Annotated in this window: 22 protein-coding genes and 1 pseudogene; 15 read left to right on the top strand and 8 right to left on the bottom strand. The window is 71.2% G+C overall.

Annotated features, from left to right (window positions below; all coding sequences use genetic code 11):
- Window positions 1–233: 233 nt before the first annotated feature.
- Window positions 234–626, bottom strand: coding sequence for a hypothetical protein (locus tag MXD95_RS18825; RefSeq protein ID WP_250641971.1), 393 nt, complete (start codon window positions 624–626; stop codon window positions 234–236).
- Window positions 627–921: 295 nt separating this feature from the next.
- Window positions 922–1,443, bottom strand: coding sequence for a DUF6924 domain-containing protein (locus MXD95_RS18820; protein ID WP_250641970.1), 522 nt, complete (start codon window positions 1,441–1,443; stop codon window positions 922–924).
- Window positions 1,444–1,718: 275 nt separating this feature from the next.
- On the opposite strand from MXD95_RS18820, the gene MXD95_RS18815 reads away from it, so the two are divergent.
- On the top strand, window positions 1,719–2,480 hold the full coding sequence (locus MXD95_RS18815; RefSeq protein ID WP_250641969.1) for a class I SAM-dependent methyltransferase: 762 nt from the start codon (window positions 1,719–1,721) through the stop codon (window positions 2,478–2,480).
- A 4-nt stretch (window positions 2,481–2,484) separates the two neighbouring features.
- On the opposite strand, the gene MXD95_RS18810 is transcribed toward MXD95_RS18815, so the two are convergent.
- The 3 genes from MXD95_RS18810 to MXD95_RS28995 all read right to left on the bottom strand — a co-directional run bounded on the left by MXD95_RS18810 (window position 2,485) and on the right by MXD95_RS28995 (window position 3,956).
- Window positions 2,485–2,646 (bottom strand): DUF6924 domain-containing protein, encoded by a 162-nt coding sequence (locus tag MXD95_RS18810; RefSeq protein ID WP_250641968.1) that lies wholly within the window; start codon window positions 2,644–2,646, stop codon window positions 2,485–2,487.
- Window positions 2,647–3,051: 405 nt separating this feature from the next.
- Entirely contained in the window at window positions 3,052–3,735 is a 684-nt protein-coding gene (locus tag MXD95_RS18805; RefSeq protein ID WP_250641967.1) for a class I SAM-dependent methyltransferase, read from the bottom strand.
- Window positions 3,736–3,824: 89 nt separating this feature from the next.
- Entirely contained in the window at window positions 3,825–3,956 is a 132-nt protein-coding gene (locus MXD95_RS28995) for a CGNR zinc finger domain-containing protein (protein ID WP_250641966.1), read from the bottom strand.
- 220 nt (window positions 3,957–4,176) lie between these two features.
- Between MXD95_RS28995 and MXD95_RS18795 the strand changes: the two genes are divergently transcribed.
- The 9 genes from MXD95_RS18795 to MXD95_RS18755 all read left to right on the top strand — a co-directional run bounded on the left by MXD95_RS18795 (window position 4,177) and on the right by MXD95_RS18755 (window position 13,715).
- A complete protein-coding gene (locus MXD95_RS18795) occupies window positions 4,177–5,061 on the top strand; it encodes a DUF2127 domain-containing protein (RefSeq protein WP_250641965.1) in 885 nt (294 codons plus the stop codon).
- Window positions 5,062–5,243: 182 nt separating this feature from the next.
- Complete coding sequence (locus tag MXD95_RS18790; RefSeq protein WP_250641964.1) at window positions 5,244–6,071, top strand: amidohydrolase family protein; 828 nt, start codon at window positions 5,244–5,246, stop codon at window positions 6,069–6,071.
- A gap of 255 nt (window positions 6,072–6,326) precedes the next feature.
- Window positions 6,327–6,848, top strand: a complete 522-nt coding sequence (locus MXD95_RS18785) for an MSMEG_0572/Sll0783 family nitrogen starvation response protein (RefSeq protein WP_248815047.1) — start codon at window positions 6,327–6,329, stop codon at window positions 6,846–6,848.
- Window positions 6,849–6,851: 3 nt separating this feature from the next.
- On the top strand, window positions 6,852–7,910 hold the full coding sequence (locus MXD95_RS18780; protein WP_250641963.1) for an MSMEG_0568 family radical SAM protein: 1,059 nt from the start codon (window positions 6,852–6,854) through the stop codon (window positions 7,908–7,910).
- Window positions 7,911–7,917: 7 nt separating this feature from the next.
- Window positions 7,918–9,351 carry an MSMEG_0567/sll0787 family protein gene (locus tag MXD95_RS18775; RefSeq protein WP_250641962.1) on the top strand — a complete coding sequence of 478 codons (1,434 nt, stop codon included), beginning with the start codon at window positions 7,918–7,920 and terminating at the stop codon, window positions 9,349–9,351.
- Window positions 9,351–10,256: a carbon-nitrogen hydrolase family protein gene (locus MXD95_RS18770; RefSeq protein WP_250641961.1), complete on the top strand. Its 906-nt coding sequence runs from the start codon at window positions 9,351–9,353 to the stop codon at window positions 10,254–10,256. The genes MXD95_RS18775 and MXD95_RS18770 overlap by 1 nt, the downstream gene beginning before the upstream one ends.
- The gene (locus MXD95_RS18765) at window positions 10,253–11,551 is read left to right on the top strand and encodes an MSMEG_0569 family flavin-dependent oxidoreductase (RefSeq protein WP_250641960.1); all 1,299 of its coding nucleotides are present in this window, start codon (window positions 10,253–10,255) and stop codon (window positions 11,549–11,551) included. The genes MXD95_RS18770 and MXD95_RS18765 overlap by 4 nt, the downstream gene beginning before the upstream one ends.
- Window positions 11,552–11,553: 2 nt before the next feature.
- Window positions 11,554–12,537 carry a carbon-nitrogen hydrolase family protein gene (locus tag MXD95_RS18760; protein WP_250641979.1) on the top strand — a complete coding sequence of 328 codons (984 nt, stop codon included), beginning with the start codon at window positions 11,554–11,556 and terminating at the stop codon, window positions 12,535–12,537.
- Window positions 12,534–13,715, top strand: a complete 1,182-nt coding sequence (locus MXD95_RS18755) for an MSMEG_0565 family glycosyltransferase (RefSeq protein WP_250641959.1) — start codon at window positions 12,534–12,536, stop codon at window positions 13,713–13,715. Before MXD95_RS18760 ends, MXD95_RS18755 begins: the two co-directional genes overlap by 4 nt.
- A gap of 287 nt (window positions 13,716–14,002) precedes the next feature.
- Here MXD95_RS18755 and MXD95_RS18750 read toward each other — a convergent pair whose 3' ends face one another.
- Window positions 14,003–14,605 carry a hypothetical protein gene (locus MXD95_RS18750; RefSeq protein ID WP_250641958.1) on the bottom strand — a complete coding sequence of 201 codons (603 nt, stop codon included), beginning with the start codon at window positions 14,603–14,605 and terminating at the stop codon, window positions 14,003–14,005.
- Between the two features lie 177 nt (window positions 14,606–14,782).
- Window positions 14,783–16,591: an NsdA family TPR-like regulatory protein gene (locus MXD95_RS18745; protein ID WP_250641957.1), complete on the bottom strand. Its 1,809-nt coding sequence runs from the start codon at window positions 16,589–16,591 to the stop codon at window positions 14,783–14,785.
- A 1,541-nt stretch (window positions 16,592–18,132) separates the two neighbouring features.
- Here MXD95_RS18745 and MXD95_RS18740 point away from each other — a divergent pair.
- The 3 genes and pseudogenes from MXD95_RS18740 to aat all read left to right on the top strand — a co-directional run bounded on the left by MXD95_RS18740 (window position 18,133) and on the right by aat (window position 21,765).
- Window positions 18,133–20,595: a putative bifunctional diguanylate cyclase/phosphodiesterase gene (locus MXD95_RS18740; RefSeq protein ID WP_250641978.1), complete on the top strand. Its 2,463-nt coding sequence runs from the start codon at window positions 18,133–18,135 to the stop codon at window positions 20,593–20,595.
- A 33-nt stretch (window positions 20,596–20,628) separates the two neighbouring features.
- Window positions 20,629–20,808 (top strand): annotated as a pseudogene (locus MXD95_RS29725) (hypothetical protein); the annotation flags it as partial.
- Between the two features lie 219 nt (window positions 20,809–21,027).
- The gene (gene aat, locus MXD95_RS18735) at window positions 21,028–21,765 is read left to right on the top strand and encodes a leucyl/phenylalanyl-tRNA--protein transferase (protein WP_250641977.1); all 738 of its coding nucleotides are present in this window, start codon (window positions 21,028–21,030) and stop codon (window positions 21,763–21,765) included.
- Window positions 21,766–21,848: 83 nt separating this feature from the next.
- On the opposite strand, the gene MXD95_RS18730 is transcribed toward aat, so the two are convergent.
- Window positions 21,849–23,033 carry an aminotransferase class I/II-fold pyridoxal phosphate-dependent enzyme gene (locus MXD95_RS18730; protein WP_250641956.1) on the bottom strand — a complete coding sequence of 395 codons (1,185 nt, stop codon included), beginning with the start codon at window positions 23,031–23,033 and terminating at the stop codon, window positions 21,849–21,851.
- 791 nt (window positions 23,034–23,824) lie between these two features.
- On the opposite strand from MXD95_RS18730, the gene MXD95_RS18725 reads away from it, so the two are divergent.
- Entirely contained in the window at window positions 23,825–24,562 is a 738-nt protein-coding gene (locus MXD95_RS18725) for a class I SAM-dependent methyltransferase (protein WP_250641976.1), read from the top strand.
- 101 nt (window positions 24,563–24,663) lie between these two features.
- Window positions 24,664–25,227: a dihydrofolate reductase family protein gene (locus MXD95_RS18720; RefSeq protein WP_250641955.1), complete on the top strand. Its 564-nt coding sequence runs from the start codon at window positions 24,664–24,666 to the stop codon at window positions 25,225–25,227.
- The last annotated feature ends 177 nt before the right edge of the window (window positions 25,228–25,404 follow it).

Below are 25,404 nucleotides of genomic sequence, written 5' to 3'. Positions count from 1 at the left end.
TTCAGCACCCCTCCTACACCAGCAGGGGGTCAGATTTCGCAGCCCCCTGGGGGGTCAGTTTTCAGGAGGCGGCGACAAGTCCGAGGCCCCTCAGACATGGCGATCAGCGCCTACCCCACGCCGGGCCGGTCACACCCCTCCGCCCGGTCAAATTGTCGGATTTGCGCCGTGAAACTCACTGTCCGTGATGGATTTCGGGGGTGGGGGCAGTGCCGGTGAGGGGGATGTCGCTTCTACCGGGTTTTTCGTCCGCTTTGCCCCTTCGTAACCCCGTAGAAGCGACACGGAGGCGCTGTTCCGTCGGTCACCCGCAGGCTGGCGCAGCCACCGAGAACGCCGTCATGCCACGCCGCATACCGCACCACAGTGGGCGCCAGCGCCAGATCCCGCACGGCTCCCAGGACGACCTCCCGTGGAAACTCCTCGTGCGAGGGAACTCCCTGCGTGTCCGGAGCGGCGACGCCCTCGACCATGACGTCCAGCCACCGGCTGAACTCGTCCTCGCCGCTGGCCCGCACCTCGATGTGACCGGTCGATGGCGGGGTGGTGCCGGGGTGGGACGAGGCGGAGCTGGTCGGATACGCGGCCGAGGCCGGGTCCGGCGGGGATTGCCCGCCCTGAAGCATGAAAAAACCCGGCCCGCGAGGGAGCCGGGTGGGCTAGACAGGCAGGCTAGCCTCGACGCGAGATGGGTGTCAAAGTCGCAGCTACATCGCTCCTACCGCGTCACACCGGACGTCGCAACACCGGACGAACCGTCCGATCCGCCGCGGCGTTTGTCCGTGGAACACCTCTGCGGCCCGCCAACGATACAAAGGAGGCCTCCGCCCGGATGACCCGCGGTTGGCCCGGAACGGGCAGAAACCGCGGGCCCGGTCAGTAGCCGAAGGCGGTGGGGCGGCCCGGGCTCCGTCGACGGTCTCAGGACCAGTCCTCGCGGAAGACACCGTCCGCGTCGACCGAATCGGCGAACTCCTCCCAGTCCATGTTGACGATGCTGAGGTTGTTCTCGATCGAATGCAGCGTGTACGGCAGGGCCCGGAACGACTGGCCACGTCCGTCGTCCGGATCGCCGAGTTTCACGACCAGGACCGGATTCTCGGCGCAGGCAAGGGTGGCCCGGTCGATGACGAACGCGATCGCATGGATGTCCACCGGCAGCAGCGGCAGCAGCTGCTCGGCGGTGTAGCCGTCGAAGGCCCGGTCGACCACGCTCTCGACGTAGGCACAGAAACCGTCCTGCCCGTAGGGCGCACCCACCGCCCGCTCGACGAGCTCCCACGCCGCGTCATCGGTGAAATCGGTCCGGATCAGCGGCGTGTCCTCCGTGCGCAGCCGAGGATCCGACGTCGGCGCCGGTCCGCCTGCCCGGCCGGCCCCGTGCATCCCGCCGTCCTCCCGGATCTCGCCACTCGGGTCGGCGCCGCCAGCATCCTCGCTCATGGTCCCTCTCCCGTCCCGGGCGGTCCCGCCCCTGCACGCCCTGGATCTGGATCACCGTGTTCCGGATCCACCACTCCCACGCTCAGGACACCGACCCTCGTTCACCGCCGCCGGCACGATGCGCGCCAGGCTCAGGCGCGCGGGCACCATCCGACGCCGGTCCCGTCCGGGCGGCCGCTTCGTCCCGGTCTCCAGGTGAATACGCGACTTGTGGCCGGACGCCCGACCCGTGAGGGTGGAGGCCGGGCGGACGATGATCGGCGGAAGGGACCCTGATGGGCGGGAACGGACAGACGCTGCGGTACGGGCGGCTGTGTTCGCTGGTCTACCAGCTGGACAAGCCGATCGGCACCTCGTTCGGCGATGTCGAGTTCTACCGGGAGCGGCTGGCGGGGGTCACAGGCGAGATCCTGGAACCGGCGGTGGGCACCGGGCGGATTCTCGTTCCGCTGCTGCGGGACGGGTTTCGAGTGCGCGGCTTTGACGCCTCCCCGCAGATGCTCGCGATCTGTCGGGAGAACTGCGCCGCCTACGGACTGGACCCGGTTCTCTTCGAGGCCGACATGACGGTCTACCGCGAGCCGGCCGCCTTCGCCGCCGTCGTCATACCGGCCGGCTCCTTCGCCCTGGTCACTGGCCGGGAAAACGCCGTCCGTGCACTGCGGAACATCCGCGAGAGCCTGGCGCCCGGCGGACGTCTGATCGTGGACGTCGAGCCGATCGAGCGGCCCGCCGGCCCCGAACCGATGGGGCACTGGTGGCATGGCGAAGAGCTGATCACCCTTACCTGCCATCCCGGCGTGGACGCCGGCGACCGCTGCCAGACCAGCTGGTGCCGCTACGAGCTGTGGCGCGACGGCGTCCTCGTCCACACCGAGCTGGAACCCTTCACCCTCCAGCGGTACGACCTCGCCGAGTTCGCCACCCTGCTCGGTGACGCCGGCTTCACGGACATCACCATCCACTCCGACTACCAGGCAGGTCAGTTCCCCACCACGGCGTCCAAGGTCTGGACGTTCGAGGCCACCCCGGCCTGAGCGCTCAGGACCCGACCTTGTGGAAGACGCCATCCTCGTCGAGGAGGGCGACGTGGTCCTTCCAGTCCACGTTGCCCAAGGCGAAGTTGGACTCGATCTCAGGCAGCGTGGACGGCAGGGCGCGGAAGGCCTGGCCGAACTCGTCGGAGTCACTCCCGAGCCGCATGGCCCTCAACGACGCGCGCTGATCCTCTGGTTGCGCCTGAAGTTCGCACTCAAGCCCGCCGGTGACGGCCTGTTCGATTCGATCGGCACCAGCCCGCCTGACATATCCGTCGGCCAGCGGGGCACCAGCACCGGATCGCTATTATCCAGGGGTGTCGTCGCGGCTTGATCGGTCATGGGTTGTGCTGGCCAGCCACCAGACGCCGGAGGCGGATCGTTGTGTCGACGTCTTCCGGCGTCCCGCCGGAACATTCGGATTCGAGGAGTTCCGGCGGGACCCGGAGGACATGGGCGCGTGGACGCCGGTCCTGTACTTCTCGGGCCTGGAATACCCGTCGCCGGAGGCGACCCTCGACGCGGCCTGCGCGACAGTGCCGTGGCTGGCGCCGCTTCTCGGGCGCTTGGGTCAGCCTCCGCGCTGAAGGCGGACGACGCTGTCGGTGCGGGTTCCGGGCTCGCCTTCGGGGGACGGGACGCTGGGGACGACCACTGCACCGGCCTGGATGACCGTCCAGCCGTCGAGGTCGAGGCTCGCGACGATCTCCTCGGGGGTCGGCAGGTCCGCGTGCGGTGGCGGTTCGGTCATCCAGGACGGGAAGCCCAGATGACCAATGATGATCAGCGTTCCGCCCGGGGCGACCGCGGCCGCGGCCCGGCGAAGGATCCTCTCCCGATCCAGGTCGACCGGAGAGTGCAGGTAGGACGTGGTGACCAGGTCCCAGGCGCCGGCGGGGAAGTCGGTGTCGAGGTTGTGGCAGGCCCAGCGGATCCGGTCACCGACGCCGGCGGCCCGCGCTCCGGCGGCCCCACGCGCGAGCGCCGTCGGAGCGATGTCGACGGCGTCGACCTGCCAACCCTGCTCGGCCAGCCAGATCGCGTCACCGCCGGTGCCGCAGCCGAGATCGAGCGCGGTGGCGCGGGCCGTGTCGGCGATCGGGCGCGCAGCCAGTTCGCCGACGAGGCCGGGGTTCGGCCGTCCGCTCCACGGCTCGCCCTCGGAGTAGAACCGTTCCCAGAGCGCCGTGGGATCCATCGCGGGATCCACATCATGGATCCAGTGCCGCGCCGCCGGCACGCTGTGCGTCGGCACAGAAACTTCCTCGGTCACAGTCGACCACCTCCACCTGTAGCCTGCGGCGCGGGCGGACAGAACGGCAAGAAAGTTTGCTGGAACGGCAATCAGCGGGTTCGGCGCAGCGCCGCCTTCTTCGCCTTGTTGCCGCAGGTGTTCATCGAGCACCAGCGCCGCCGGCCGGGACGGGATCCGTCGAGGAAGAGCGCGCGGCAGTCGGGGCCAGCGCACTCGTGCACCCGCCCTGCTCGGCGCCGGCGCCGGCGCACTACCGGCGCTCCGGGCGGGCTGCTCCGCCCGGGGGTGTCGGATCCGCGCCAGGAGCCACCTGGGCGGCCGGTGGAGCTGCCAGACTCGGTGGCCGCCAGAGTGGACAGTGCAGGATGACCGACGCGGACGGCCGGTGCGGGATGGCCGGCGCCGGCTGGGCGGGCCGCGAGGGGATGGCGGCTGAAGGGGATGCGGGTGGACTGGGAGCTGCGGGCCTGTTCGCGCAAGGGGCATGCGACCTATCGGCCGGACGAGCCGGAGCTCGCCGCGCGGCTGACCGCGGTGACCCCGGCGGGGCGCAGCTGGCGCTGTCTGCGCTGCGGGGACTACGTTCCCGGCGAGCCGAAGCTGTCCGGGCCGGCGCAGGACGCGCCGCTGCTGCTGCGCGGGCGGGCGTTGCGGGATGCCACCGTGCTGCGGCTGCTCGCGGCGGAACGGTTCGTCCGGGCGTTGCTGCTGGTGCTGGTCGGCTACGCCATCCTGCGGTTCCGTAGCTCCGAGGAACAGGTGCAGCAGCTGTTCGACCGGGCCGTTCCGGCCGCGCGGCCGCTGGCTGACGTGCTGCATCTCGACCTGGACCACTCCCCCACCATCGAGCACCTGCGCCATCTGATTCACACCGAGCCGAACACGCTGCTGCTGGTGGCGTGTCTGTTGTTCGGCTATGCGGCGGTGCAGATCGTCGAGGCGGTCGGGCTCTGGCTGCTCAGGCGTTGGGGCGAGTACTTCGCGGTCATCGCGACCTCGGTGTTCCTGCCGCTCGAGGTCTATGAGCTCACCGAGCGGATCACGGTGCTGCGGATCGGCGCGCTGCTCATCAACGTCGCCGCCGTCGCTTATCTGATCGCGAGCAAGCGGTTGTTCGGGGTCCGTGGCGGTGGCGCGGCATTCGAGGCGGAGCGGCACGCCGAGTCGCTGCTCGAGGTCGAACAGGCTGCCCAGGTGGACCAGGCTGGCGCGGACCAGGGTGCGGAAGGCGACCGGACGTCGGGCGATGACCAGGGTTCGGGAGATCATAAGGTTTCGGTGGATGACCAGGGCACGTTCCAGCGGGATGTACCCGTTCGGCGATAGCCGGGTCGATACGGTGCACCATCTGGCGGACGGGGCGAGAACCCGCCTGGTAGACAAGGAGCCTGCGCGCCACGGACCCACGCGGGGCCGACTCCTACCGCCGGGGAGGGCCGATCCGCACGAAACGTGAAGATGTTCCGACGTTCATCAATCCGACATACCGGAACCCTGTACTGATGTGCATGTCATCCACCGGACTCGCCGACGCCCACCGCCACCTCGGTGTGCTTCCGGCCTACCCGTTCTACGGGGGTCCGGCTGTCAACCCCGACGTCGGTGCCCGCGCGACGATCGCCGAGCTCATCGCCGATCTCGACCGTGAGGGCACCGAACGCGCCCTGGTCATCCCGAACTACGGGGTGCCGGACGTGTCCCACACCTTCGCCCTCAACGACCTGGTCCTGGAGGCGGCCGCGCGTGACGACCGCATCCGGGCCGGCCTGTACGTCTCCCCACGGCCCCAGGACGCGGACCTCACCGCGCGGGCCCTCGCCCTGGCCGGTGAGCACGGCGTGCGGGCGCTCAAGACCACCTTCCTGCTCGGGGGCAGCGTCGACGACGCCGGCTGTCTCGCCCAGCTGGACCAGATCTTCGCCACCGCGGCCACCCACGACCTCGTCGTGCATGTCCACACCTCGCCTGGCGCGGCGAGCGACATCGACCGGGTCGGCCAGCTTGTGGAGCGTTACGGCGACACAACGAAGATCCATCTGGTGCATTTCGGGGGCGGTATGAGCGGTCACATCAAGCTGGCCGGCGGTCGGTTCTTCGACTGGATCGCGGCCGGGAAACGAGTCTTCACGGACATGAGCTGGGCGATCGGATTCGCGCCGCGCTGGCTTGCCGCGGAGATCGACCGCCGCGGTGTCGGGCACGACCGGTTGCTGTTCGCCTCCGACGAGCCCTGGGGTGACCACCCCGGCGAACATGCCCGCCTGACGGCCGCGGTGGGCGACGGGGAACTTGCCCGGCACGTGTTCGGCGCCAACTTCGCCGCGCTCTACGACTGACCTCCACACCGCCTTCCACCCGCGCCATATCGACATTTCACCATCGCACCATCCCGGTACGGACGATCGCGCCCCCGCAGGGTCCCTTCCCGGCGACAATGCGTGCATCGCGCCCGATCGCGTCCGACTCCGAGCACCCCGCTCCAGCCAGCAGCACAGCAGCCATCTCCGAACACCAGCCATCAGCAGAAGGCGGTATCGCCGGAAGCCGGTATCGCCGGAAAAAGCCGTCCCCCGCAGCGAGGAGAAGCAAGGATGTCCCTGGACGACACGATCGCCGAGAACATCGCCCGCAGCCTGGCCGAGATCCCGCATCCGTCGCTACCCAAAGGCAGCAACATCTACGGCTCCACCAAGATCTTCCCCGATTACCAGGCGGAGAACGGCGAGTCGTACTTCACCCTCGTCCACGGCATCGCCCACGAGTCGTCGGTGAGCTTCGTGGCCGTCCTGCAGGCAACCCGCGCGCTGCGCAAGGGCTTCGAGTCCGCGATCTACTTCTACGGACCCGGCGCGATCAACTGCGTCGCGAACCGCGGATTCCCGACGACCGGCGACGCGGCGTTCCCCGGCGAGACGAACATCAACCTGGCGCTGGAGACGTTCATCAAGGAAGGCGGCACGGTCTACTGCTGCCGCTTCGGCCTCGCGCTGCACGGCGCGCGCGAGGAGGACCTCATCGCCGGGGTCGTCCCCGCGCACCCGCTCGACGTCCAGGACGCGGTGATCCACTACGCCCGCAAGGGTGCGATCATCAACTCCACCTACATGGTTTGAACGATGACGAGCACCGCGCTGAGAAGTGAGCTCGCGGTCCGCGGGGTGGCCCTCGACGCCCCGGTACGGCGCCAGGGTGGCGCCGGCCCCTCCGACGACGGCCATGTCCTGCTCGACGGGGTCGGCACGGCGCTGCCGATCGTGCCGACCAGCCGCTACCGGGTGCGTGCGGGTCGGCTGCTGTTCGACGGAACCGACCTCGGGGTCGACGTCGAGGCGGTGCGCCGGCCGGCGTTCTACGACCTGCGCACCGAAGGCGGCATCCCATACCACCAGATCGCCCGCCTGCACGGCACGGACGTGCTGGCCACCACGGTCGTGCAGACCTGCATCCGCTACGGCGAGGCCGAACGCTGCCGGTTCTGCGCGATCGAGGAGTCGCTGCGGGCCGGGGCCACGACGGCGGTGAAGACCCCGGCGCAGCTCGCCGAGGTCGCCGAGGCGGCGGTGCGGCTCGACGGCGTCCGGCAGATGGTGATGACCACCGGGACGACCACCGGACGCGACCGCGGCGCCCGGCACCTGGCCCGCTGCGCGCGGGCGGTCGTCGCCGCGGCGCCGGGGCTCGCCGTGCAGGTGCAGTGCGAGCCCCCGGCGGATCTCACCGTCCTGCGCGAGCTGCACGACGCGGGTGCGGCGAGCATCGGCATCCATGTCGAGTCGCTCGACGACGAGGTGCGCCGGCGCTGGATGCCGGGCAAGGGCGCGGTGCCGCTCGACGAGTACCGCGCCGCCTGGCGCGAGGCCGTGCGGGTCTTCGGCCGCAACCAGGTGTCCACCTATCTGATCGTCGGTCTCGGCGAGGATCCGGACGCACTCGTCGCGGGGGCTGCCGACCTCATCGAACTCGGCGTCTACCCGTTCGTGGTGCCGCTGCGCCCCATCGCCGGCACGCTCGCCTTCGACGTCGACGGGGCTTGCACTCCCCCCGCCGCCGTCGTCGCGGACGTGACCAGTCGGGTCGCCGCGCTGCTGCGGGCGGCCGGCATGATCGGCTCCGACCAGCGGGCCGGCTGCGCGGCCTGCGGTGCGTGCAGCGCCCTGCGCTCGGCCGGTGGGTGATGCACCCATGGACCAGCTGATGGACCTGGGCGGCGTCCTGCTCGGCACGTCGGCCCCGGCCAGGCTCCCGCCGGCCTGGACGATCGACGTGACGTCCGACCCACGAGCGCTCGCGGCCTACCGGCGACTGCGCCACGACGTGTTCGTCACCGAGCAGGGCCTGTTCACCGGCAACGACCATGACGGCGCCGACGACGACCCGCACACCGTCGTCCTGCTCGCCCATGACCCCGACGGACGGCTGCTCGGCGGTGTCCGCCTGCAGTGCATGACCGGTGACACCGATCTCGGCTGGTGGCGGGGCAGCCGGCTGGCCGTGGAACACGCGGCGCGGCGCCGGGCGTCCGGGGTGGGCGCGGCCCTGGTGCGGGCGGCGTGTGCGTATGCGGAACAGGCCGGCGTGCTGCGCTTCGAGGCGACGGTGCAGCCCGGCCCCGCGCGGATGTTCACCCGGCTCGGCTGGCGCCCGGTCCGTCCGCAGGTCGTGGCCGGCCGGGCCCATGTGCTGATGCGCTGGCCGGTCGACCGGCTGGCCCGCCAGGCCGCGGCGGTGAAGGCGGCGCTGGGCGGCCTGCTCGGCGAGCTGCGGCCCGGCGGGGATGGCTTCGTCGGCGATGACGGGGCGCCCGTGCCGGGCAGTGACCTGGTCGCCGCCTGCGACGCGATCGTGCCGTCGCTGGTCGAGCGCGACCCGGAGTGGGCCGGCTGGTGCGGGGTGCTGGTCAACGCCGGCGACCTCGCGGCGATGGGCGCGCAGCCGATCGGTCTGCTCGACGCCCTCGGGGCCCGGGACGCCTCGTTCGCCGCCCGGGTGCTGTCCGGGCTGCGGGCGGCGTCCGCGGCCTACCGGCTGCCCGTGCTCGGTGGCCACACCCAGCTCGGCGTCCCGGCCGCACTGTCCGTGACGGCTCTCGGGCGCACCTCACGCCCGATCCCCGCCGGTGGTGGCCGACCGGGACAGACCGTGACGCTGACCGCCGACCTCGGCGGCGGCTGGCGGCGCGGACACACCGGCCGCCAGTGGGACTCCTCGACCTCGCGGAGCACGGCGGAGCTGGCCGCCATGACCAGCGTCGTCGCCCGCACCGCGCCGGCCGCGGCGAAAGACGTCAGCATGGCCGGCACGGTCGGCACGCTCGGGATGCTCGCCGAGGCCAGCGGCTGCGCGGCGGTGCTCGACGTCGCCGCCGTGCCGCGTCCGGTCGGAGTCGGCGTCGCCGACTGGCTGTCCTGCTTCCCCGGCTTCGCCATGCTCACCGCCGACGAGCCCGGCCGCGGTGTCGCCGACGCCGGCCCCGCGACCAGCGCCGCCTGCGGCGCCCTCGTCGCCGGGGCTGGAGTGGCGCTGCGCTGGCCTGACGGCGAACTCACCGAGGGCGTGCCCGGCGCCGTCACCGGACTCGGTCCGGCCGGCCGGGCCCGCCGGCCAGGAGGCGCCTGATGATCACGGTCGCGGCGGTGGCCGCGGAGTTCGGACGTGACCTGGCCGCGGCGTTCACCCGGATCGAAACCCTGCTCGACGACGCCCGGGCGCACGGCGCGGGCCTGGTCGTCCTGCCCGAGGCGGCCCTCGGCGGCTACCTGACCGCCCTCGACGGCCCGACGGACGGGGGCCCGGCCGCCGCCGGACTCGGTGCCGACGCCGCCTGCTCGCTGCCACCGGCGCTGGACCTGGACGGCCCGGAGCTGCGCCGGCTCGCCGCGCTCGCCGGGGACCTGGTCGTCACCGTCGGCCTGTGCGAGGCCGACGGGACGGCCCGCTACAACACCGCGGTCGCCGTCAGCGGCGACGGCGTGCTCGGCGTCCACCGCAAGGTGCACCAGCCACTCGGCGAGGGCGCCTCCTACCGGGCCGGAAACAGTTTCGCCGCCTTCGACACTCCCGTGGGACGGATGGGAATGCTGATCTGCTATGACAAGGCGTTCCCGGAGGCGGCCCGTGCCCTGGCCGTCGACGGGGCGCAGATCGTCGCGTGCCTGTCGGCGTGGCCGGCCGCACGTACGTACTCCTCCCCTGACCTCGCGCAGGATCGGTGGACCCGCCGGTTCGACCTGTTCGACCAGGCGCGGGCGCTGGAGAACCAGGTGCTCTGGGTGTCGGCCAACCAGGCGGGCACCTTCGGCCGCCTGCGGTTCGTCGCCAGCGCCAAGATCGTCGACGCGGGCGGGGATGTGCTGGCCACCACCGGCACGACCGCCGGCGTCGCCTACACCACCGTCGACCTGGACGGGATGCTCTCCGCCGCCCGCGCCAGCATGTTCCATCTGCGCGACCGGCGCCCCGAGGCCTACCTCGGCCGCGCCGACCAGCCGGGCACCCGTTCGACCAGACGGGTCCAGCCGTGAGCGAGCATCTCCCCGTCGTCATCGTCGGCGGCGGCCAGGCGGGGCTCGCCCTGAGCTGGCATCTGGTCGCGGGCGGCGTCGAGCACGCGATCCTCGAACGCGACACCGCCCTGCACACCTGGCGGGACGCCCGCTGGGACAGCTTCTGCCTGGTCACCCCGAACTGGCAGTGCCAGCTGCCCGGCTACCGCTACGGCGGTCCCGACCCGGACGGCTTCATGGTCCGCTTGGAGATCATCGAGTGGCTGGACGGCTACCGGGCGCGCTTCGCCCCACCCGTGCGCGAACACACCGCCGTCACCTCGCTGTACCCCCGCGGCGACGGCCCCGGCGCCGAGGATCCCGCCGGCGGCTTCGTGGTGCGTACCGCTGGGGAGCTCATCTCCGGCGAGATCGTCGCCGATCAGGTGGTCGTGGCCACGGGGGGCTATCACACCCCGGCGATCCCCCGGCTGGCCGAGCGGCTCCCGGACGGGATCGTCCAGGTCCACTCGTCCACCTACCGCAACCCGGACGCGCTGCCGGCGGGGGCGGTGCTGGTCGTCGGGACCGGCCAGTCCGGGGCACAGATCGCCGAGGATCTGCACCTCGCCGGCCGCCGGGTGCACCTCGCCGTCGGCAACGCGCCACGGTTCGCGCGGCGCTACCGCGGTCGTGATGTCATCGCCTGGATGCACGACACCGGCCACTACGCGAAACCCGTCACCGCACGGCCGCTCGAGGAACGCGCCCTGGACCGCACCAATCACTACGTCACCGGACGGGACGGCGGACGCGACATCGACCTGCGTGCCTTGGCCCGCGCCGGGATGACGCTGCACGGCCGGCTCGTCGACCTCACCGGCAGCCGGTTTCACTTCGCCGCCGATCTCACGACCAACCTGGACGCCGCGGACGAGGTCTACAACGGCATCAACACGCTGATCGACGCCCACATCACGACGAACGGCCTGGACGTCACGACCGGCCCGAGCCGCTACGAGCCGGTCTGGCGGCCCGCCACCTCGACCGGTCCCGGGCTCGGCGTCGACGACATCGCCGCGGTGGTCTGGGCAACCGGGTTCACCCGCGACTACCGCTGGCTGCACGCCGGCGTCTTCGACGGCGCCGGCCACCCGCAGCATCTGCGTGGCGTCACGGCCGTGCCCGGGCTGTACTTCCTCGGCCTGCCCTGGCAGCACACCTGGGGGTCGGGCCGGTTCGCCGGCCTGGCCCAGGACGCGGCCCACCTGGCCGAGCACATCGGCCTGCGGCGCCAGGCCGGAGCCAGGCCGACAGGGGCGGGGCGCAGTTGACGGTGCTGCGCCTGGCCGCCGCGGGTGCTCATTTCGGTCGGGACCTGGACCGTTCCCTGGAACGGATCAGCTCGATCATCGACGCGGCCCGCCGGGCCGGGGCGGCGCTGGTCGTCCTGCCCGGCGGCGCGCTCGGCGGGTACCTCGCCGACCTGCGCTCCCCCGACCCGGACGCCCTGCCGCCCGCGGTGGACGCCGCCGGCCCGCAGATCCGCCGGGTCACGGCGCTGGCCGGCGACATGCTCGTCTGCCTCGGTTTCACCGAACTCGCCGGCGGACAGCGCTGGAACTCGGCGGTGTGCGTCCACGGGGACGGCGTGCTCGGCCACTACCGGAAGGTCCACCAGCCGTCTGGTGAGGCGCTGGTCTACGCCGCCGGCGAGCGCATCGCCGCGTTCGACACCCCGCTCGGGCGCATGGGCATGCTCGTCGACTACGACAAGACGTTCCCCGAGGCCGCCCGTACCCTTGCCCTCGACGGCGCCCACATCGTCGCCTGCCTGTCCGCTTGGCCGGCGAGCCTCACCCGACGCGCGGAACGGCTGGCCCAGGACCGGCAGGCCCGTCTGTTCGACCTGTACGACTGCGCCCGGGCCGCCGAGAACCAGATCGTCTGGCTCTCGTCCAACCAGACCGGAACGATGGGCGGCCTGAGCTTCTTCGGTCAGGCCAAGGTGGTCGGCCCCGGCGGGGATGTTCTCGCCCGTACCTGGGCCAAGGGCGGCCTTGCCGTCGCCGAACTGGACGTCGACGCGGAAATCGACCGGGCCCGTCTCGTCCTGCACCACCTCGCGGAACGTCGTCCCGACGTGTACGGCCCACCCGAGGCACGCAAACCCGACCCGGAGGAGTTCCACGGGAAACCCGGACGGGACGGGGAGTCCGGGCGCGACATGGACGCGGACCTCGGATTGGACCCGGACCCTGGATTGGACGCGGACCCTGGATTGGACCCGGACCCTGGATTGGACGGAGACCCCGGATGAGGGTCGCGCTGCTGACCTACTCGACCCGCCCGCGCGGGGGGGTCGTGCACACCCTGGCGCTTGCCGAGGCGCTGGTCGACCTCGGCGCCACCGTCGACGTGTGGACGCTCGCCCGCGGCGGGGACGGCGGTTTCTTTCGTCCCGTCGATCCTCGCGTCGGCGTGCGGGCAGTGCCGTTCCCCGAGATCGCGGACGAGCCGGTCGGCGACCGCATCGTCCGCTCCATCGCCGTACTCGCCGATGCCCTGCGCGCGCATACCTTCGGTACTGGCGGCACCGCACCTGCCTCCGACGCGGCCGGCTATGACGCGGTGCACGCCCAGGACTGCATCAGCGCGAACGCGGTGCTCGACGCCGCCGGACCCGACGGGCCGGCGTCACCCGCCGGGTGCATACGCACCATCCACCATCTCGACACGTTCACCACCCCGCAGCTCGCCGCCTGCCACGAACGCGCCGTGGTCGCCCCCGGGGCACATGTGTGCGTCTCGGCCGCGGTGGCCGCCGAGGTGGAGAGCGGCTGGGGCATCCGCCCTCATGTGATCCCCAACGGCGTGGACGCGGCCCGCTTCGCCGCCGCAGCCGACGACCGGACCGCCCGCCGCGCCTGGGCGGACGAGCTGGGACGCTACGTGCTCGCTGTTGGCGGCATCGAGCCCCGCAAGGGCACGGCCGACCTGGTCGAGGCGATGGCCCTGATCCGGGCCGCCCGCCAGAACACCTCGGATCTAAACCTCGTGATCGCGGGTGGGGAGACCCTGTTCGACTACCGCGACTACCGTGCCGAGGTCTTCGCCACCGCCGCCCGGCTCGGCGTCACCCCGCGCCTACTCGGCCCGGTCGACCACGAGCTGCTGCCCTCGCTGGTCGCCCAGGCCGAGGTGTTCGCGTTCCCCTCGACGAAGGAGGGCTTTGGCCTCGCCGCCCTGGAGGCCCTCGCCGCCGGGGTTCCGGTGGTGGCACGGGATCTCCCGGTCCTGCGCGAGGTCCTCGGCCCCACGGTCCGCTACGCCGCCACCCCGGCCGACCTGGCGGACGCCCTGCTCACCGCCGCCGGCCGCCGCGACCCGGCGCTCGCGGCGGCCGGCCGCACCCTCGCCGCCCGCTACACCTGGGCCGCCGCCACCCGCGCCCACCTCGCCCTCTACCACCACCTGGCCGCGTCAGAGCCGGGCTGACCCCCGCCCGGCAACCCTGACCAGATGCGCGAAAACCTCGGAAAGCCAGGTCGGCCCAAAGGCGCTGGCCTGGGACCGGCGCAACAGATTGACCAAAACCCACGCGCAACTTCAATGTCACTGCGTGTATGGGTACGTCGATATCCCAGAAGGCGCTGGCACCGCCACGGCAACCCGCATAGACCCCGCCCCGAGCAGCGCGTGGCGTTCATCCGGGCTCGGGCCCTGTTCCTCGTCGGCCTGGAAACGGACAGTTCCACAAACGGAATCAGTTGCCTAATACTCGCTTAGCCCTTGGATTGTGCCTGGGGGGTCTGGCTGAAGCTGCCGTCCCAGACGGCCTTGGCACCGCTGTCGCCGATCCGGTAGACCTGCACGACCGCGCCCACCGAGACCGCGACGCTGAGCACGGCAAGCACGATCATCACGGCGAGCCCGGCCCCCCGCGCGGGCGCCTTCGTCACGGCGGACGCCCCACCGGCGGCGGAACCCTCGCCCGCACCGGCCATCGCACCCGAACCCGCGCTCGCACCCGTGCGGACGAACGGCCATCCACCACTCGAGTAACCAGCCCACAACCAGCCGGCCAGGGCCAGCACGAACAGTCCGATCACCCAGGGAAGCAGCTCGCCGCCGAGTTCGGTGTGTCGACGCACCAGCGGATCGGATGACACCCGCTTCTCCAGCCATTCCCCCGCATGCGTCGTCACCGGCACACTGATCAGTGCCACCAGAGCGACCAACGGAGTGATCAGGCCGAGCCTGCGCCGCGCCGCCGGCCATACCGCCGCGAGCACCACCAGCAGTGCCGCGAGCGGCACCAGAATGACCACCACGTGCACCAGCAGCACGTGCGCCGGCAACCCGTTGATCTCAGTGGGTCCCACCACGCCTCCGATCCGGGTGCGGCACGCTCGACTTCGAACGCACCGACGACCACCGTGTCATCTCCAGGGGCGTCCCGGACAGGGCCACCGCACCTGTCAGCACGGCCCGCCGCCATCGCAGGTTCAGTTGCTGATGCAACTTCCTCCCAGGCCACCCCCGCAGCAGGCGCCGCCAGACGATCAGCCGCGCCTTCCGGACGGCGCCGGGGACGGAATTGGCGGTGGTGGGCAGGAGGATAGTGGCAGGGACGTCTCCGCTGTCGACAACGACCCGCTCGACGAACGTCCGGACGAGGATGGGCGTTCCGATGACGATCTGGTCGAGGATGACCTGGTCGGCGATGGCCCGGCCGACGAACGCCCGGTCGACGATGCGGGCCTCGGCGACGACCTGGTCGAGGTAAGCGAGGGCGAGGGCGTCGAAGGCCCGGATGATGACGGCGGTCGGGGCGACGGCGCCGCGGAGGACGGCGGCCCTGGTGAGGGCTGCCCTGGTGCAGGGAACGGTCGCGGATACGGGGTCGCCGAGCGCAGGGACTGGTAGACCTCGGTGAAGTCCCGTACGGCGGCAACCGAGCGATAACCGACGAGGCGACGGGCGAGCAGGAGCAGACGGTCAGAGGTGCGGGCCGAGTTCACCCGGGCATCGAGGCGGGCGATGCGGGTGGCGCGTTCGCAGGCCTGCTCGACCTCGCCCCGCAGCAGGTGCACCTCGGCGAACCAGGACTCGTAGAGAGCGACCTCGCGGGCGCGCAGGGGGTCGTAGCCGGCCAGACCCGCGCGGAGCCGAGCTTCTGCTCGTTCGGGGCGACACAGCTCGGTCCAGCAGCGTCCGGCCATGACATCGATCTCGCGTTGGTCCAGCCAGTAGGCCCAGTCGGGGCGGGCTGCGCCGTCGGCGTGGTCGTAGAGCCGTTCGACCTGCGCCAGGGTGCGCTCGCAGGACCGCCGGTCGCCCGCCCGCGCGTAGGCCCAGGCCAGTCGATCGGCCAGCAGGGCCTGCGCGGCCGGTGGCGTGGAACGGCCGATGCCCGCGCAGGCGGTCTGGGCAAGCAGCACGCCATGCCGGAGGTCACCCTGGTTGACCAGATGGTAGGAGTGGGTGGAGATCAGGTTCGCGGCCAGTGCGACGTCACCGCTGGCGTGGGCGGCCCGGATCCCGCCGGTCAGGACGCGCCGGGCCGTGGTGGGACGACCGGCGTCCACCGCGATCCAGGCGGTGAGCTGGCACAGCTGGGCGACCGAGGCCAGCAACCGCCGCCCGACGGGCGCGTCGTACACCGCCTCGCGCAGCATCGCGACGGTCGCGACCAGTTCCCGTTCGACGACACTGGCCAGGTCACGGCCGCCAATATGATCGTCGAGTCGGCGGAACTGCTCGACGCGCCCCTCGACCCGTTCGGCCAGCGCCGCACCGACGTGACGGCCCGCGGCGAGCTCGGTGATCTGCGGCGGTTCGGTGATCAGCCATTCGTGCGCGAGCCGGACGGCGTCCCACCCGGACGGATCGCGCCCGTCGCCGTCCCCGGGAGCCGACGTCGATGCGGCGCCGGCCGAGTCACCTGAACGAGCACGGTCACCTGAACGAGCACGGTCATCCAGGCGAGCAGGATCGTCCGGATGAGAGGGAACGGACGGGCGCGGGGCAGTACCGGGCGAGGACAGGGCGACGGACTGGGCGAGAACTGGGCGAGCACCGGCGTCGGGACGAGGCGAGGTGGGTCCTGGATCGGCTGATCCGAGCACCTGGGGTGGAGCCGCTGGCCGAGCGCGGAGCGGATTGTTCACCGCGACGGTCAGGTAGGCGGCCAAGACCTCGCTGTTACGCCTGGTCCAGGCTGCGGCGCCTGGGGCGGGCGCACCACGGCGCGGCGGCCCGCCACCGACCCACGGTCCGGGGTGCACCTGCTGCGCGGCGGACGCCCCCGAACGGGACGGCCAGGTACCCGACGACTCCGCACCCGACGACTCCGCACCCGTTGATTCCATCCGCGACGACCCGGTGGCCGACGGCGCGGCCTCAAAGGACCCGGTACCCGACGGCCCGATGACCGGCGACGACACACCGCACGACGCGCCGTCCGGGGATGGTGCGTCCGGCTGGAGGGCCGCCGGGCGCCTTGACGGTCCTGGCGGCGCGGCTTCGAAAGGTGATCTGCCGGAGCCGCCGGGGGCGTCCGGCCACCCGCCGTGAAGGCGCTGGCCATCCACCGACTCACCGGACAACGGTGGTCTGAAGCCCAGCTCCGGCTCGGTGACGCCGAACAGTCGGCAGTATGCCCGACGGTAGGCAACACCGGGGAAAACCTTGCCAAGTTCATGACGTCGGATCATTTCCGCAGTGGCTGCGGGTGGCCGGAATCCCTCCTTCTCCGGCAGACCGCGGACCCGTTCGGCAAGGCCGTCCTGGGTGAGGCCATGTGCCTCACGAAAGCGTCGAAGCGTGTTCGGTACCCAACCCGGATGTTTGTCTGCAGGCATTTTTCAACCCCGTTCCCTCGGTCACTCCTTCCGTCGAGATCAGGATAGTCAGAGTGCCGCTCCAAGCCGTGTGAACCCCCGGATTCGTAAACTCCTGCCCGCCGATGTCCGTTTCCTGTCCGGTGCCCGGATGCCCCGGGATCCGACCCTGCTCCCGCTCTGGTCACGATCAATCCGAGGAGCTCGATGTGGGGCCATCGACGCCGGGCACATCGAACCGCGGGACATTATTGCTGGGCGTCAATCCGCGGACGCTGTGCCGACGGCACGCCCATCGGCGGCACGCGGAAGGGACCGACCTAGGACGGTAACGATCACGGCGGTTGTGCCGCGGGCCCGAGGGATCCGGCCCATCAACCGACGCCCTGGCCGACTCCGCAGGCCCGCTTCGGGCGGCAGGGCGTCACCGCACAGCCGACGTCACATTCCGTGACACCGATCCCATATAGCCGCGCGAGCCCGAGGACCAAAGAGATCGCCGCAGGGAGATCCGTCGGCCCGCGCACCCGCAGGCTGGCCCATGTGGGCGGGACCAACGCGAGCCCCACAAGATCCCGGCAAACCTCGCGGTACGGTCATAATCGGGATAATTGTCCCAGTGGATGCCCACTGTCCGTTACACGAGGAAGCGCGGCATCTCGGGGGAGCAGCCGGCGAAATCGAGCTCGACCGTCGCCTGACCCAACCCGTCCGCACACAGAGAGTTCGCCATACCCAACGTCACCACAGGCATCCCCCGACAGACTTCCACCCGTTATCCCACGAAACGCCGCTGTACGACAATCCAGATATGAGCGGATCGGTAGCCGATCCCGTGGCCGCCATCCGCGTGCCCGGAGGGACCGCCGTGACCGGCGTCAGACAGGCGGATGCGGCTGCGGCGCGAGGCATGGTCCGGACGGCGGGCGACGGCGTATGCGTGGCCCTGAACGCAGGAACGGGCATGGAGCCAACCACGGGCACTGGCGGTGCGGCGGGTGGGTGACCGGCTGACCATCTCGCTCTCACCCGGCCCGCCGCGGCGATTCCGCCTCGTGCGGGTGGCCCAGATGTTGCTGCTGCTCGTCACCGTGATCCTGGCTGTGGCATCGTTCGTGGATCTGCCGTGGATCGGCGCGGAGGCGCTGTCGTTGCGCTTCTGCGTCGCGCTCGGCTCGGGTGGGATCTGCCTGTCCCGGGCGGCGCTCGTCCGCGGGGAGCGGCAGCCCTGGGCGCTACTCGGCCTGGGCCTGGTCAGCTACAGCGGTGGCGTTATCTACCACAACATCGCCGTTGGCGGGCAGGCCGCGACGCTCACGCCGACACCGGCGGATATCGGCTGGCTGCTGTTCTACCCGGCCTGCTACCTGGCAGTGATCCTGCTGCTGCGCCGCCGCCTGGTCCGGCTGCACCGCAGCGTCTGGTTGGACACGCTGGTCGGCCTGCTCGGAGTGGGCGCGTTGACGAGCGGCATCGGGGTGATGATGACCCGGGCCAACCCCCAGTACGACATCTGGACGATGGCGGTGAACGTCGTCTACCCCCTGGCCGACCTGTTGCTGATTCTGCTGGTGGCGACGGTGTTCGGTCTTCTGGGCTGGCGGCCAGGACGGGTGTGGTGGCTGCTCGGTGCCGGCCTGGTGGGGTTCGCGGTCGCCGACTCCCTGCTGCTGGTGATCGTCGAGTCCGGCAGCACTCCCCCGGCCGGAGCGCTGTCGACCCTGTGGTTGTTCTCGGTGACCACACCGGCGCTCGCCGCCTGGCTTCGGCCGCGCTGGCAACCGTCGGCGATGATGTCCGGCTGGGGGGTCATCGCCGTGCCGCTGGCGCTCGCGGCGGTGGCGCTCGGTCTGCTGGTACTCGGCGCCACCATCAGCCTGCCGCCGGTGACCACCGGCCTTGCCGCCGCGACGGTGCTGGCCGCGCTTGCCCGCGCCGGGTTCACCTTCGTCGAGATCCAGCAACTCGCGGACAGCCGCACGCTCGCGCGCACGGACGATCTCACCGGACTTGCGAACCGGCGCGCCTTCCTCGAACGGCTCGACGGCCTTGAGCGGGGCAGCGGGTCGGTCAGCTTCGTCCTGCTGCTGCTCGACCTGGACCGTTTCAAGGTGATTAATGATTCGCTGGGGCACCAGACGGGTGACGCGCTGCTCGTTCAGGTCGGTTCGCGCATCTGCGGGGCGCTGCGCCCCGGTGATCTGCTCGCCCGCCTCGGTGGGGACGAGTTCGCCGTGCTGCTGGAGCGGGCCGACGCGGACACGGCGCGGCGGGTCGCCGACCGTGTCCTCGCGGTCCTCGCCGAGCCGTTCGACGTCGGCGGGATGACCCTGCACGTCAGCGCGAGCATCGGCGCGGCCGTCCATCCTGACAACGCCGACGCTCCCCCGGCCGAGATGCACCTGGCCGAGATGCACCTGGCGGGCGCCGCCCTCGCTGACACCGCCCTCGCTGACACCGCCCTCGCTGGCACCACCCTCGCTGGCACCACCCTCGCTGGCACCACCCCGGCAGACACCGCACCCGCGCACACCGCCTTGGTCAACACCGCCGAGGCCGACACCGCCGAGGCCGAAGCGGAGTCGGCAGGTGACGCCCAGACGCTGCTACGCCGGGCGGACGTCGCGATGTACGCGGCGAAGGCGGCCCGCAGCGGCTTCGAGGCCTTCCGCCCGGGCCTCGACGCCGGCAGCCGAGACCGTCTCGACATGGTCGAGTCGTTGCGCGCCGCACTCGGCACCGGCCAGATCGAGGTCCACTACCAGGTCAAGGTCGAACTCGACACGAGCCGGACGGAGTCGGTGGAGGCCCTGGTCCGTTGGCGGCACCCGACCCGCGGGCTACTCGGACCGGAGGTGTTCGTCCCGCTGGCCGAGCAGGCCGGCTTCATCCGGCTGCTCACCAGCGAGGTGCTGCGTACCGCGCTCGAGCAGGCCGGGCGGTGGCGCGACGCCGGGCTGGGTGTTGCCGTCGCCGTGAACATCTCCGCCTCCGACCTCCTCGACCGGGAGTTTCCGCTCCAGATACGCGCGCTGCTCGCCGGATTCGGGCTACCCCCCGCGGCCCTCGAACTGGAAATCACCGAGACCGCACTCATGCTCGACCCGGAGCGTTCGGCGAATATTCTCGCGAGGCTGCGTGAGTTCGGCGTCAGAATTGCCGTCGACGACTACGGCACCGGCTATTCCTCACTCGCCCGGCTCCTCGAACTACCGGTGGACGTGCTCAAACTCGACAAGTCCTTCCTTCGTCTGATGGCGAGCGACGCGCGGGCCGAGGAGATCGTGCGCTCGACGGTGAGTCTCGCCCACGCGCTCGGCCTGCGGATCGTGGTCGAGGGCGTGGAGACCGCCGCAGCCGTGCGGATGCTCAGCGACGTCGGTTGCGACCTCGCACAGGGCTACTTCCTGGGTGAGCCTGGTCCCGCCGAGCTGATTACCGAACATCTCCATCGATGCCAGGAGACGATGGCGACGGGCTTGGCGCCGGCCGCCGATCACGGCCCCCGCCATGCCATGACCAGCGCGCCCTGACCGGCGTGCCAGAAGCGGCGCGCTGCCACGAGCGTGTCAGAACGAGGAGAGCCGGTGGCACTGACCGCACCGCCGCATCCGGTCGGACCCAGCGTCTGGGATGGCGTCTCGCTGCTGCGCAGCCCTCGCCGCGCCCCGGTCGCGGTCGGCGGAACTCTCGATCCGGCGACGCTGATCGGTGCCTACCGCGTGGGCGCCTTCCCCTGGCCCAGCGATGACCCCACTGACGGCGGCTCCACTGATGGCGGCCCCGTCGACGAAGGTGCCAGCCACGACAGCGCGGGCGACACCGCTGCCGGCCCTGGCTCCGGCACGACCGCCAGCACGATCAGCGCCGACGGCCCCACACGCTCGCACGAGCCCGCCCATATGGACGGCCTCACCGGCGTCGACGGAGTCACAAGCGTCGACGGAGTCGACGGAGTCGTCAGCGTGTACGGCTATGGCGCCCCCAACCCCCAGGGCAGCACCGAACCCTCCGGTGGAGCTGTGCCTTCTGGCGGTGCGGCTGACCAGGGCGCGACGGGGGTCATGGATCTGGTCGATTACTACCGAATGCTGCGCGCGGCGGTCGCGGCCCGGCGGATCCGTCATCTGTCACCAAACAGCGCCGGCGGTTATGACCTGCCCTGGTGGAGCCCGGACCCGCGCGCGGTGATCCCTGCCGGTGCGGTGCGGGTGAGCCGCTCGCTGCGCAAACGGATGCGTAGCTGCGGGTGGACGACCTCGATCGACGAGGCGTTCGTCGACGTCGTCCGCGGCTGTCAGCGCGGCGGGGAGTCCGGATGGATCACCGACGAGCTCGTTGACGGCTACGCCGAGCTGCACGCCCTGGGCTGGGCGCACAGCATCGAGGTCTGGGACGGCGACGACCAGCTCATTGGGGGTATGTACGGCGTCGGGGTCGGCGGGGTATTCGCCGGCGAGTCGATGTTCCATGTCCGCACCGACGCATCCAAGATCGCCCTCGCTGACTTCGACGCCCGGTTCCGGGCCGCCGGCGGTGTCCTGCTCGACGTGCAGCTGACCACCGAGCATCTGATCTCGCTCGGGGCCCGGGACGTTCCACGCCGGGACTACCTCACCGTGCTCACCCGGGTCCGTGACGCCGACGTCCGCCTGGCCCGCGACCGCCTCCCGGTCAGCCGGCTCGCCCCCTCGTCCGGCTGACCGCCGGGTGGCCGGGTGGCCGGACGAGGGATGCACGCGGAGACCGCCGCCGGTGCCGCAACGGCGGCGGGTCGGAAGGACGGTCAGGGCCCGTCGGCGAGGGCCAGCGGGTAGCGGGCATGCGCGTCGGTGAGCACGGTGAGTAGATCGTCGATCTCGGCCTCGGTGTTCGCGGCGGTGACCTGGACCCGCATGCCGACGTTCTCCCGCGGCACGATCGGGTACGGCACGACGCCCGCGAGCACGCCCCGTTCGTACAGGAAGTGGCCGAGCGCCTCGGCGTCGTCCGCGTCCGCCAGTGGGATCTCGATGATCGGAAAGCCGCTGGTGTTGAGCGTGCGCAGCCCCAGGCTGTGCACACCGTCGAGCAGCCGGCGGGTGAGCGCGTACAGCCGGGCCCGCAGCTCGTCCCCGCGGCGCTCGTTGATCTGAAGGCCGACCAGGCCGGTCGCCAGGGACGCCACCGGCGACGGGCCGGAGAAGATGTACGAACCGGCGGCGGATTTCAGGTAGTTCTTCACCGGGGTCGGGCAGGCGACGAACGCCAGCAGCGACGAATACGCCTTCGAGAATCCGCCGACGAGGATCACGTTGTCGTAGGACTGACCAAGATGGCGCACGATGCCGTTGCCGCGGGCGCCATAGGGGCTCGTCTCGTGCGGCGTCCGTTCACCGACGACGCCGAAGCCGTGCGCGTCGTCGATGTAGAGCAGTGCGTCATGCGCCCGGGCCACCTGGAGCAACTCGGCCAGGGGCGGGGCGTTTCCGGTCATGCTGTGCACGCCGTCGACGCAGATCAGCCGGGGGAAGGGTGCCTTGCGCAGCCGGCGTTCGAGCCGGTCGAGCCGATCCTCCCGGAAGCGCGCGACCGTGCCGCCGCGGGCGGCGGTCATCACCGCGCCGTCGTGCGCCGTCTGATGGGCGTGCACCTCGACGAACAGCGACCCCTGGGCGACCAGCGCCGGCAGCACCGACAGCTGGATATGGGTGATCGTCGGCAGCAGCAGCGCATCCTGCGCGCCGAGCAGGTCGGCGAGCGCGGCCTCGATGGCGGCGTAGGGCTCGGGGCTGGCAATCATCCGCGACCAGCTCGGGTGCGTTCCCCAGCGGTCCAGGTATTGCGGCACCGCCGCGATGACCTCCCGGTCGAGGTCGAGCCCGAGATAGTTGCACGACGCGAAATCGGTCAGCCAGTGGTCGCCGATCCGCACCCGACGTCCGTCGATCTCATAGACCGTCGTGTCATAAAATGGGGCAGTTTCCCGCATTCGGTCGAGCTCCGCGCGTGGACCCAGCGGCTGGTCCAACACGGAGCGCCAAGCGCCCGAGTATGCGTCAACCGGCGCGGGCGCAGCGGCCTTCACCGTTCCCACCTGCGCGGGGACCTCGGCAGGTATGGAGATCTGCGTCATTCCGTCACCCGTCCCACCTGCGGCGAAAGCGGAAAAAGGGGCACATCTTCCGCCTTGGGGGTAATTTGTGCATGCAGCAAGGTCATCACCGATCCTTGAGGTGCCGGGACATGTCACCGACAGGGTCAGAGAGCACGGAGCGCGAATCCACACCGGAAGAAAAGACCGCGGGCACACGTTAAGCCGAAGAGTCCGAAATTTTTGCTTGATTGCTCGCAAGTAGGACGAACGGCCTATTCCGTCATAGTCCCGACGGCCACGGCCACGGCCACGGCCACGGCCGCCTCGCCCGCAGCGGACCAGACACGCCGTCCCGTTCCCGAGAGCCCGGTCCACGTCGAACGGGCGTGCGGGCTCCCCGTGGGTCGCCGCGCCCACCGCCAGATCGGACGGGCGCGTACCGCGTGCAGGCGAGCACCCCGGGTGCCGGCCCGACGCGACCCGCGAGCCCGGGTGTTATCGTGCCCGCCATGTCTGACACGGCGGCATCCCCGGCGAGCACCACGACGTCCCCGGCGGGCAGCACATCCCCGGCGGGCAGCACAACATCCCCGGCGGGTGGCCCGGCATCGGCGGCGGTTAGCCCGGTGTCGCCGGTGGGCAGCGAGGCGCCCCCGGCGAACGGGAGCAGCGAGGACACGCCGCTCGTGCGCACCCTGCCGTACTCGGGCTGGGGCCTGGGCCGGTCGAAGACCCTTTTCCTCGCGCACCGCAAGGAGCCGGTCGACCCGGCCGGTTTCTACTCGCTGATCGCCGCGGACTCCGTCCGTCAGCTCCAGCGCTACACCTCGCTGACCGGCCAGCTCATCCTGGATGTCGGCGGCGGCCCCGGCTATTTCCGTTCGGCGTTCCTGGATGCCGGTGCCCGCTACGTCTGGGTCGAGCCGGACGTCTCCGAGATGGAGGCGGCCAGCATCGATGTGCCCGGCCGGGTCCGCGGCAGTGCGCTGGACCTGCCGTTCCTCACCGGCAGCATCGACCTGTGCTACACGTCCAACGTGCTGGAGCACGTCCCGGACCCGTGGCGGATGTGCTCGGAGCTGGTGCGGGTCACCCGCCCCGGCGGGCTGATCTTCCTCAGCTACACCAACTGGCTGTCCCCCTGGGGCGGCCACGAGACGGCCCCCTGGCACTACCTCGGCGGCGACCGCGCTGCCGCGCGCTTCGAGCGCCGCAAGGGCCACGCGCCGAAGAACATCTACGGCCGCACCCTGTTCCCCGTCTCCGTCGCCGACACGCTCTCCTGGGCCCGGCGCCGCTCCGACGTCGAGGTCCTCGACGCCATGCCCCGCTACCTCCCGGACTGGGCCAAGCACATCCTCAAGGTCCCCGGCGCCCGCGAGATCGTCACCTGGAACCTCGCCATGGTCCTGCGCAAGCGCTGAGCGCCGAGCACCCCGCAGCCCGAGACCGTCGCCCCTGCTCCGGCACTCGGAGGCGGGACGCCTGACGTTGGGCACCCGCGTCCCCTACCGGAGGAGTACTGATGCGCCCGCTGATCGTGACCGCCTTCGTGTCCGTCGACGGTGTGATGGAGGCGCCGGGCGGCGAATCCGGGTACCGCAACACCGGCTGGACGTTCAAGGACATCGAGTTCGACCCGGCCGCGTACGAGCTCAAGGGCCGCGAGCAGGAAGACACGACCGCGCTGCTGCTGGGCCGCACCAGCTACGAGGCGTTCGCTCCGATCTGGCCCACCATGGACGACTTCGCCGGCTACAACGCGATGCCCCGCTACGTCGTGTCCACCACGCTCACAGCGGACGACCCGCGCTGGCCGGCGACGATCCTGCGTTCCGTCGATGACGTCGCCGCCCTGAAGAAGACCGACGGAGGCCCGATCGCCGTGCACGGCAGCGCCACCCTGGGCGCGAGCCTCGCCGACGCCGGCCTCGTCGACCGCTACCACCTGCTCGTCTTCCCGGTCCTGCTCGGCGCCGGCAAGCGCCTGTTCAGCGCGGCCGACAAGGACAAGACATCCCTGAAGCTCGTGGATTCCGCCGCCTACGCCAACGGCGTCCAGAAGCAGATCTTCGACGTCATCCACTAACCAGGACACCACCAGCTCCGCTCGTCCCGATGCGCGAGGCATCTCCCCACCGCCGGCCCGCCACCGCCGTCTCACTGCTGCCTGTGACCGTCGGACCGCCCCCGGAAAACCTCCGTGTCGCTTCTACCGGGCTACGAAGGGGCAAATCGGGCATAAGTTCCGGTAGAAGCGACATCG

It is taken from the genome of Frankia sp. AiPa1 (assembly GCF_023243075.1).
GTDB lineage: Bacteria > Actinomycetota > Actinomycetes > Frankiales > Frankiaceae > Frankia.
This window is presented reverse-complemented; position numbering and strand designations above follow the sequence as displayed.

Bases quoted from the DNA above. Each gene is read 5' to 3' on its own strand.
- MXD95_RS18730 (WP_250641956.1), bottom strand. From the start codon at position 23,033: ATGCGGGAAACTGCCCCATTTTATGACACGACGGTCTATGAGATCGAC.
- MXD95_RS18755 (WP_250641959.1), top strand. From the start codon at position 12,534: ATGAGGGTCGCGCTGCTGACCTACTCGACCCGCCCGCGCGGGGGGGTC.
- MXD95_RS18775 (WP_250641962.1), top strand. From the start codon at position 7,918: ATGGACCAGCTGATGGACCTGGGCGGCGTCCTGCTCGGCACGTCGGCC.
- MXD95_RS18815 (WP_250641969.1), top strand. From the start codon at position 1,719: ATGGGCGGGAACGGACAGACGCTGCGGTACGGGCGGCTGTGTTCGCTG.
- MXD95_RS18790 (WP_250641964.1), top strand. From the start codon at position 5,244: ATGTCATCCACCGGACTCGCCGACGCCCACCGCCACCTCGGTGTGCTT.
- MXD95_RS18720 (WP_250641955.1), top strand. From the start codon at position 24,664: ATGCGCCCGCTGATCGTGACCGCCTTCGTGTCCGTCGACGGTGTGATG.
- MXD95_RS18825 (WP_250641971.1), bottom strand. From the start codon at position 626: ATGCTTCAGGGCGGGCAATCCCCGCCGGACCCGGCCTCGGCCGCGTAT.
- MXD95_RS18745 (WP_250641957.1), bottom strand. From the start codon at position 16,591: ATGGAATCAACGGGTGCGGAGTCGTCGGGTGCGGAGTCGTCGGGTACC.
- MXD95_RS18795 (WP_250641965.1), top strand. From the start codon at position 4,177: ATGCGGGTGGACTGGGAGCTGCGGGCCTGTTCGCGCAAGGGGCATGCG.
- MXD95_RS18820 (WP_250641970.1), bottom strand. From the start codon at position 1,443: ATGAGCGAGGATGCTGGCGGCGCCGACCCGAGTGGCGAGATCCGGGAG.
- MXD95_RS18785 (WP_248815047.1), top strand. From the start codon at position 6,327: ATGTCCCTGGACGACACGATCGCCGAGAACATCGCCCGCAGCCTGGCC.
- MXD95_RS18740 (WP_250641978.1), top strand. From the start codon at position 18,133: ATGTTGCTGCTGCTCGTCACCGTGATCCTGGCTGTGGCATCGTTCGTG.
- MXD95_RS18780 (WP_250641963.1), top strand. From the start codon at position 6,852: ATGACGAGCACCGCGCTGAGAAGTGAGCTCGCGGTCCGCGGGGTGGCC.
- MXD95_RS18770 (WP_250641961.1), top strand. From the start codon at position 9,351: ATGATCACGGTCGCGGCGGTGGCCGCGGAGTTCGGACGTGACCTGGCC.
- MXD95_RS18810 (WP_250641968.1), bottom strand. From the start codon at position 2,646: ATGCGGCTCGGGAGTGACTCCGACGAGTTCGGCCAGGCCTTCCGCGCC.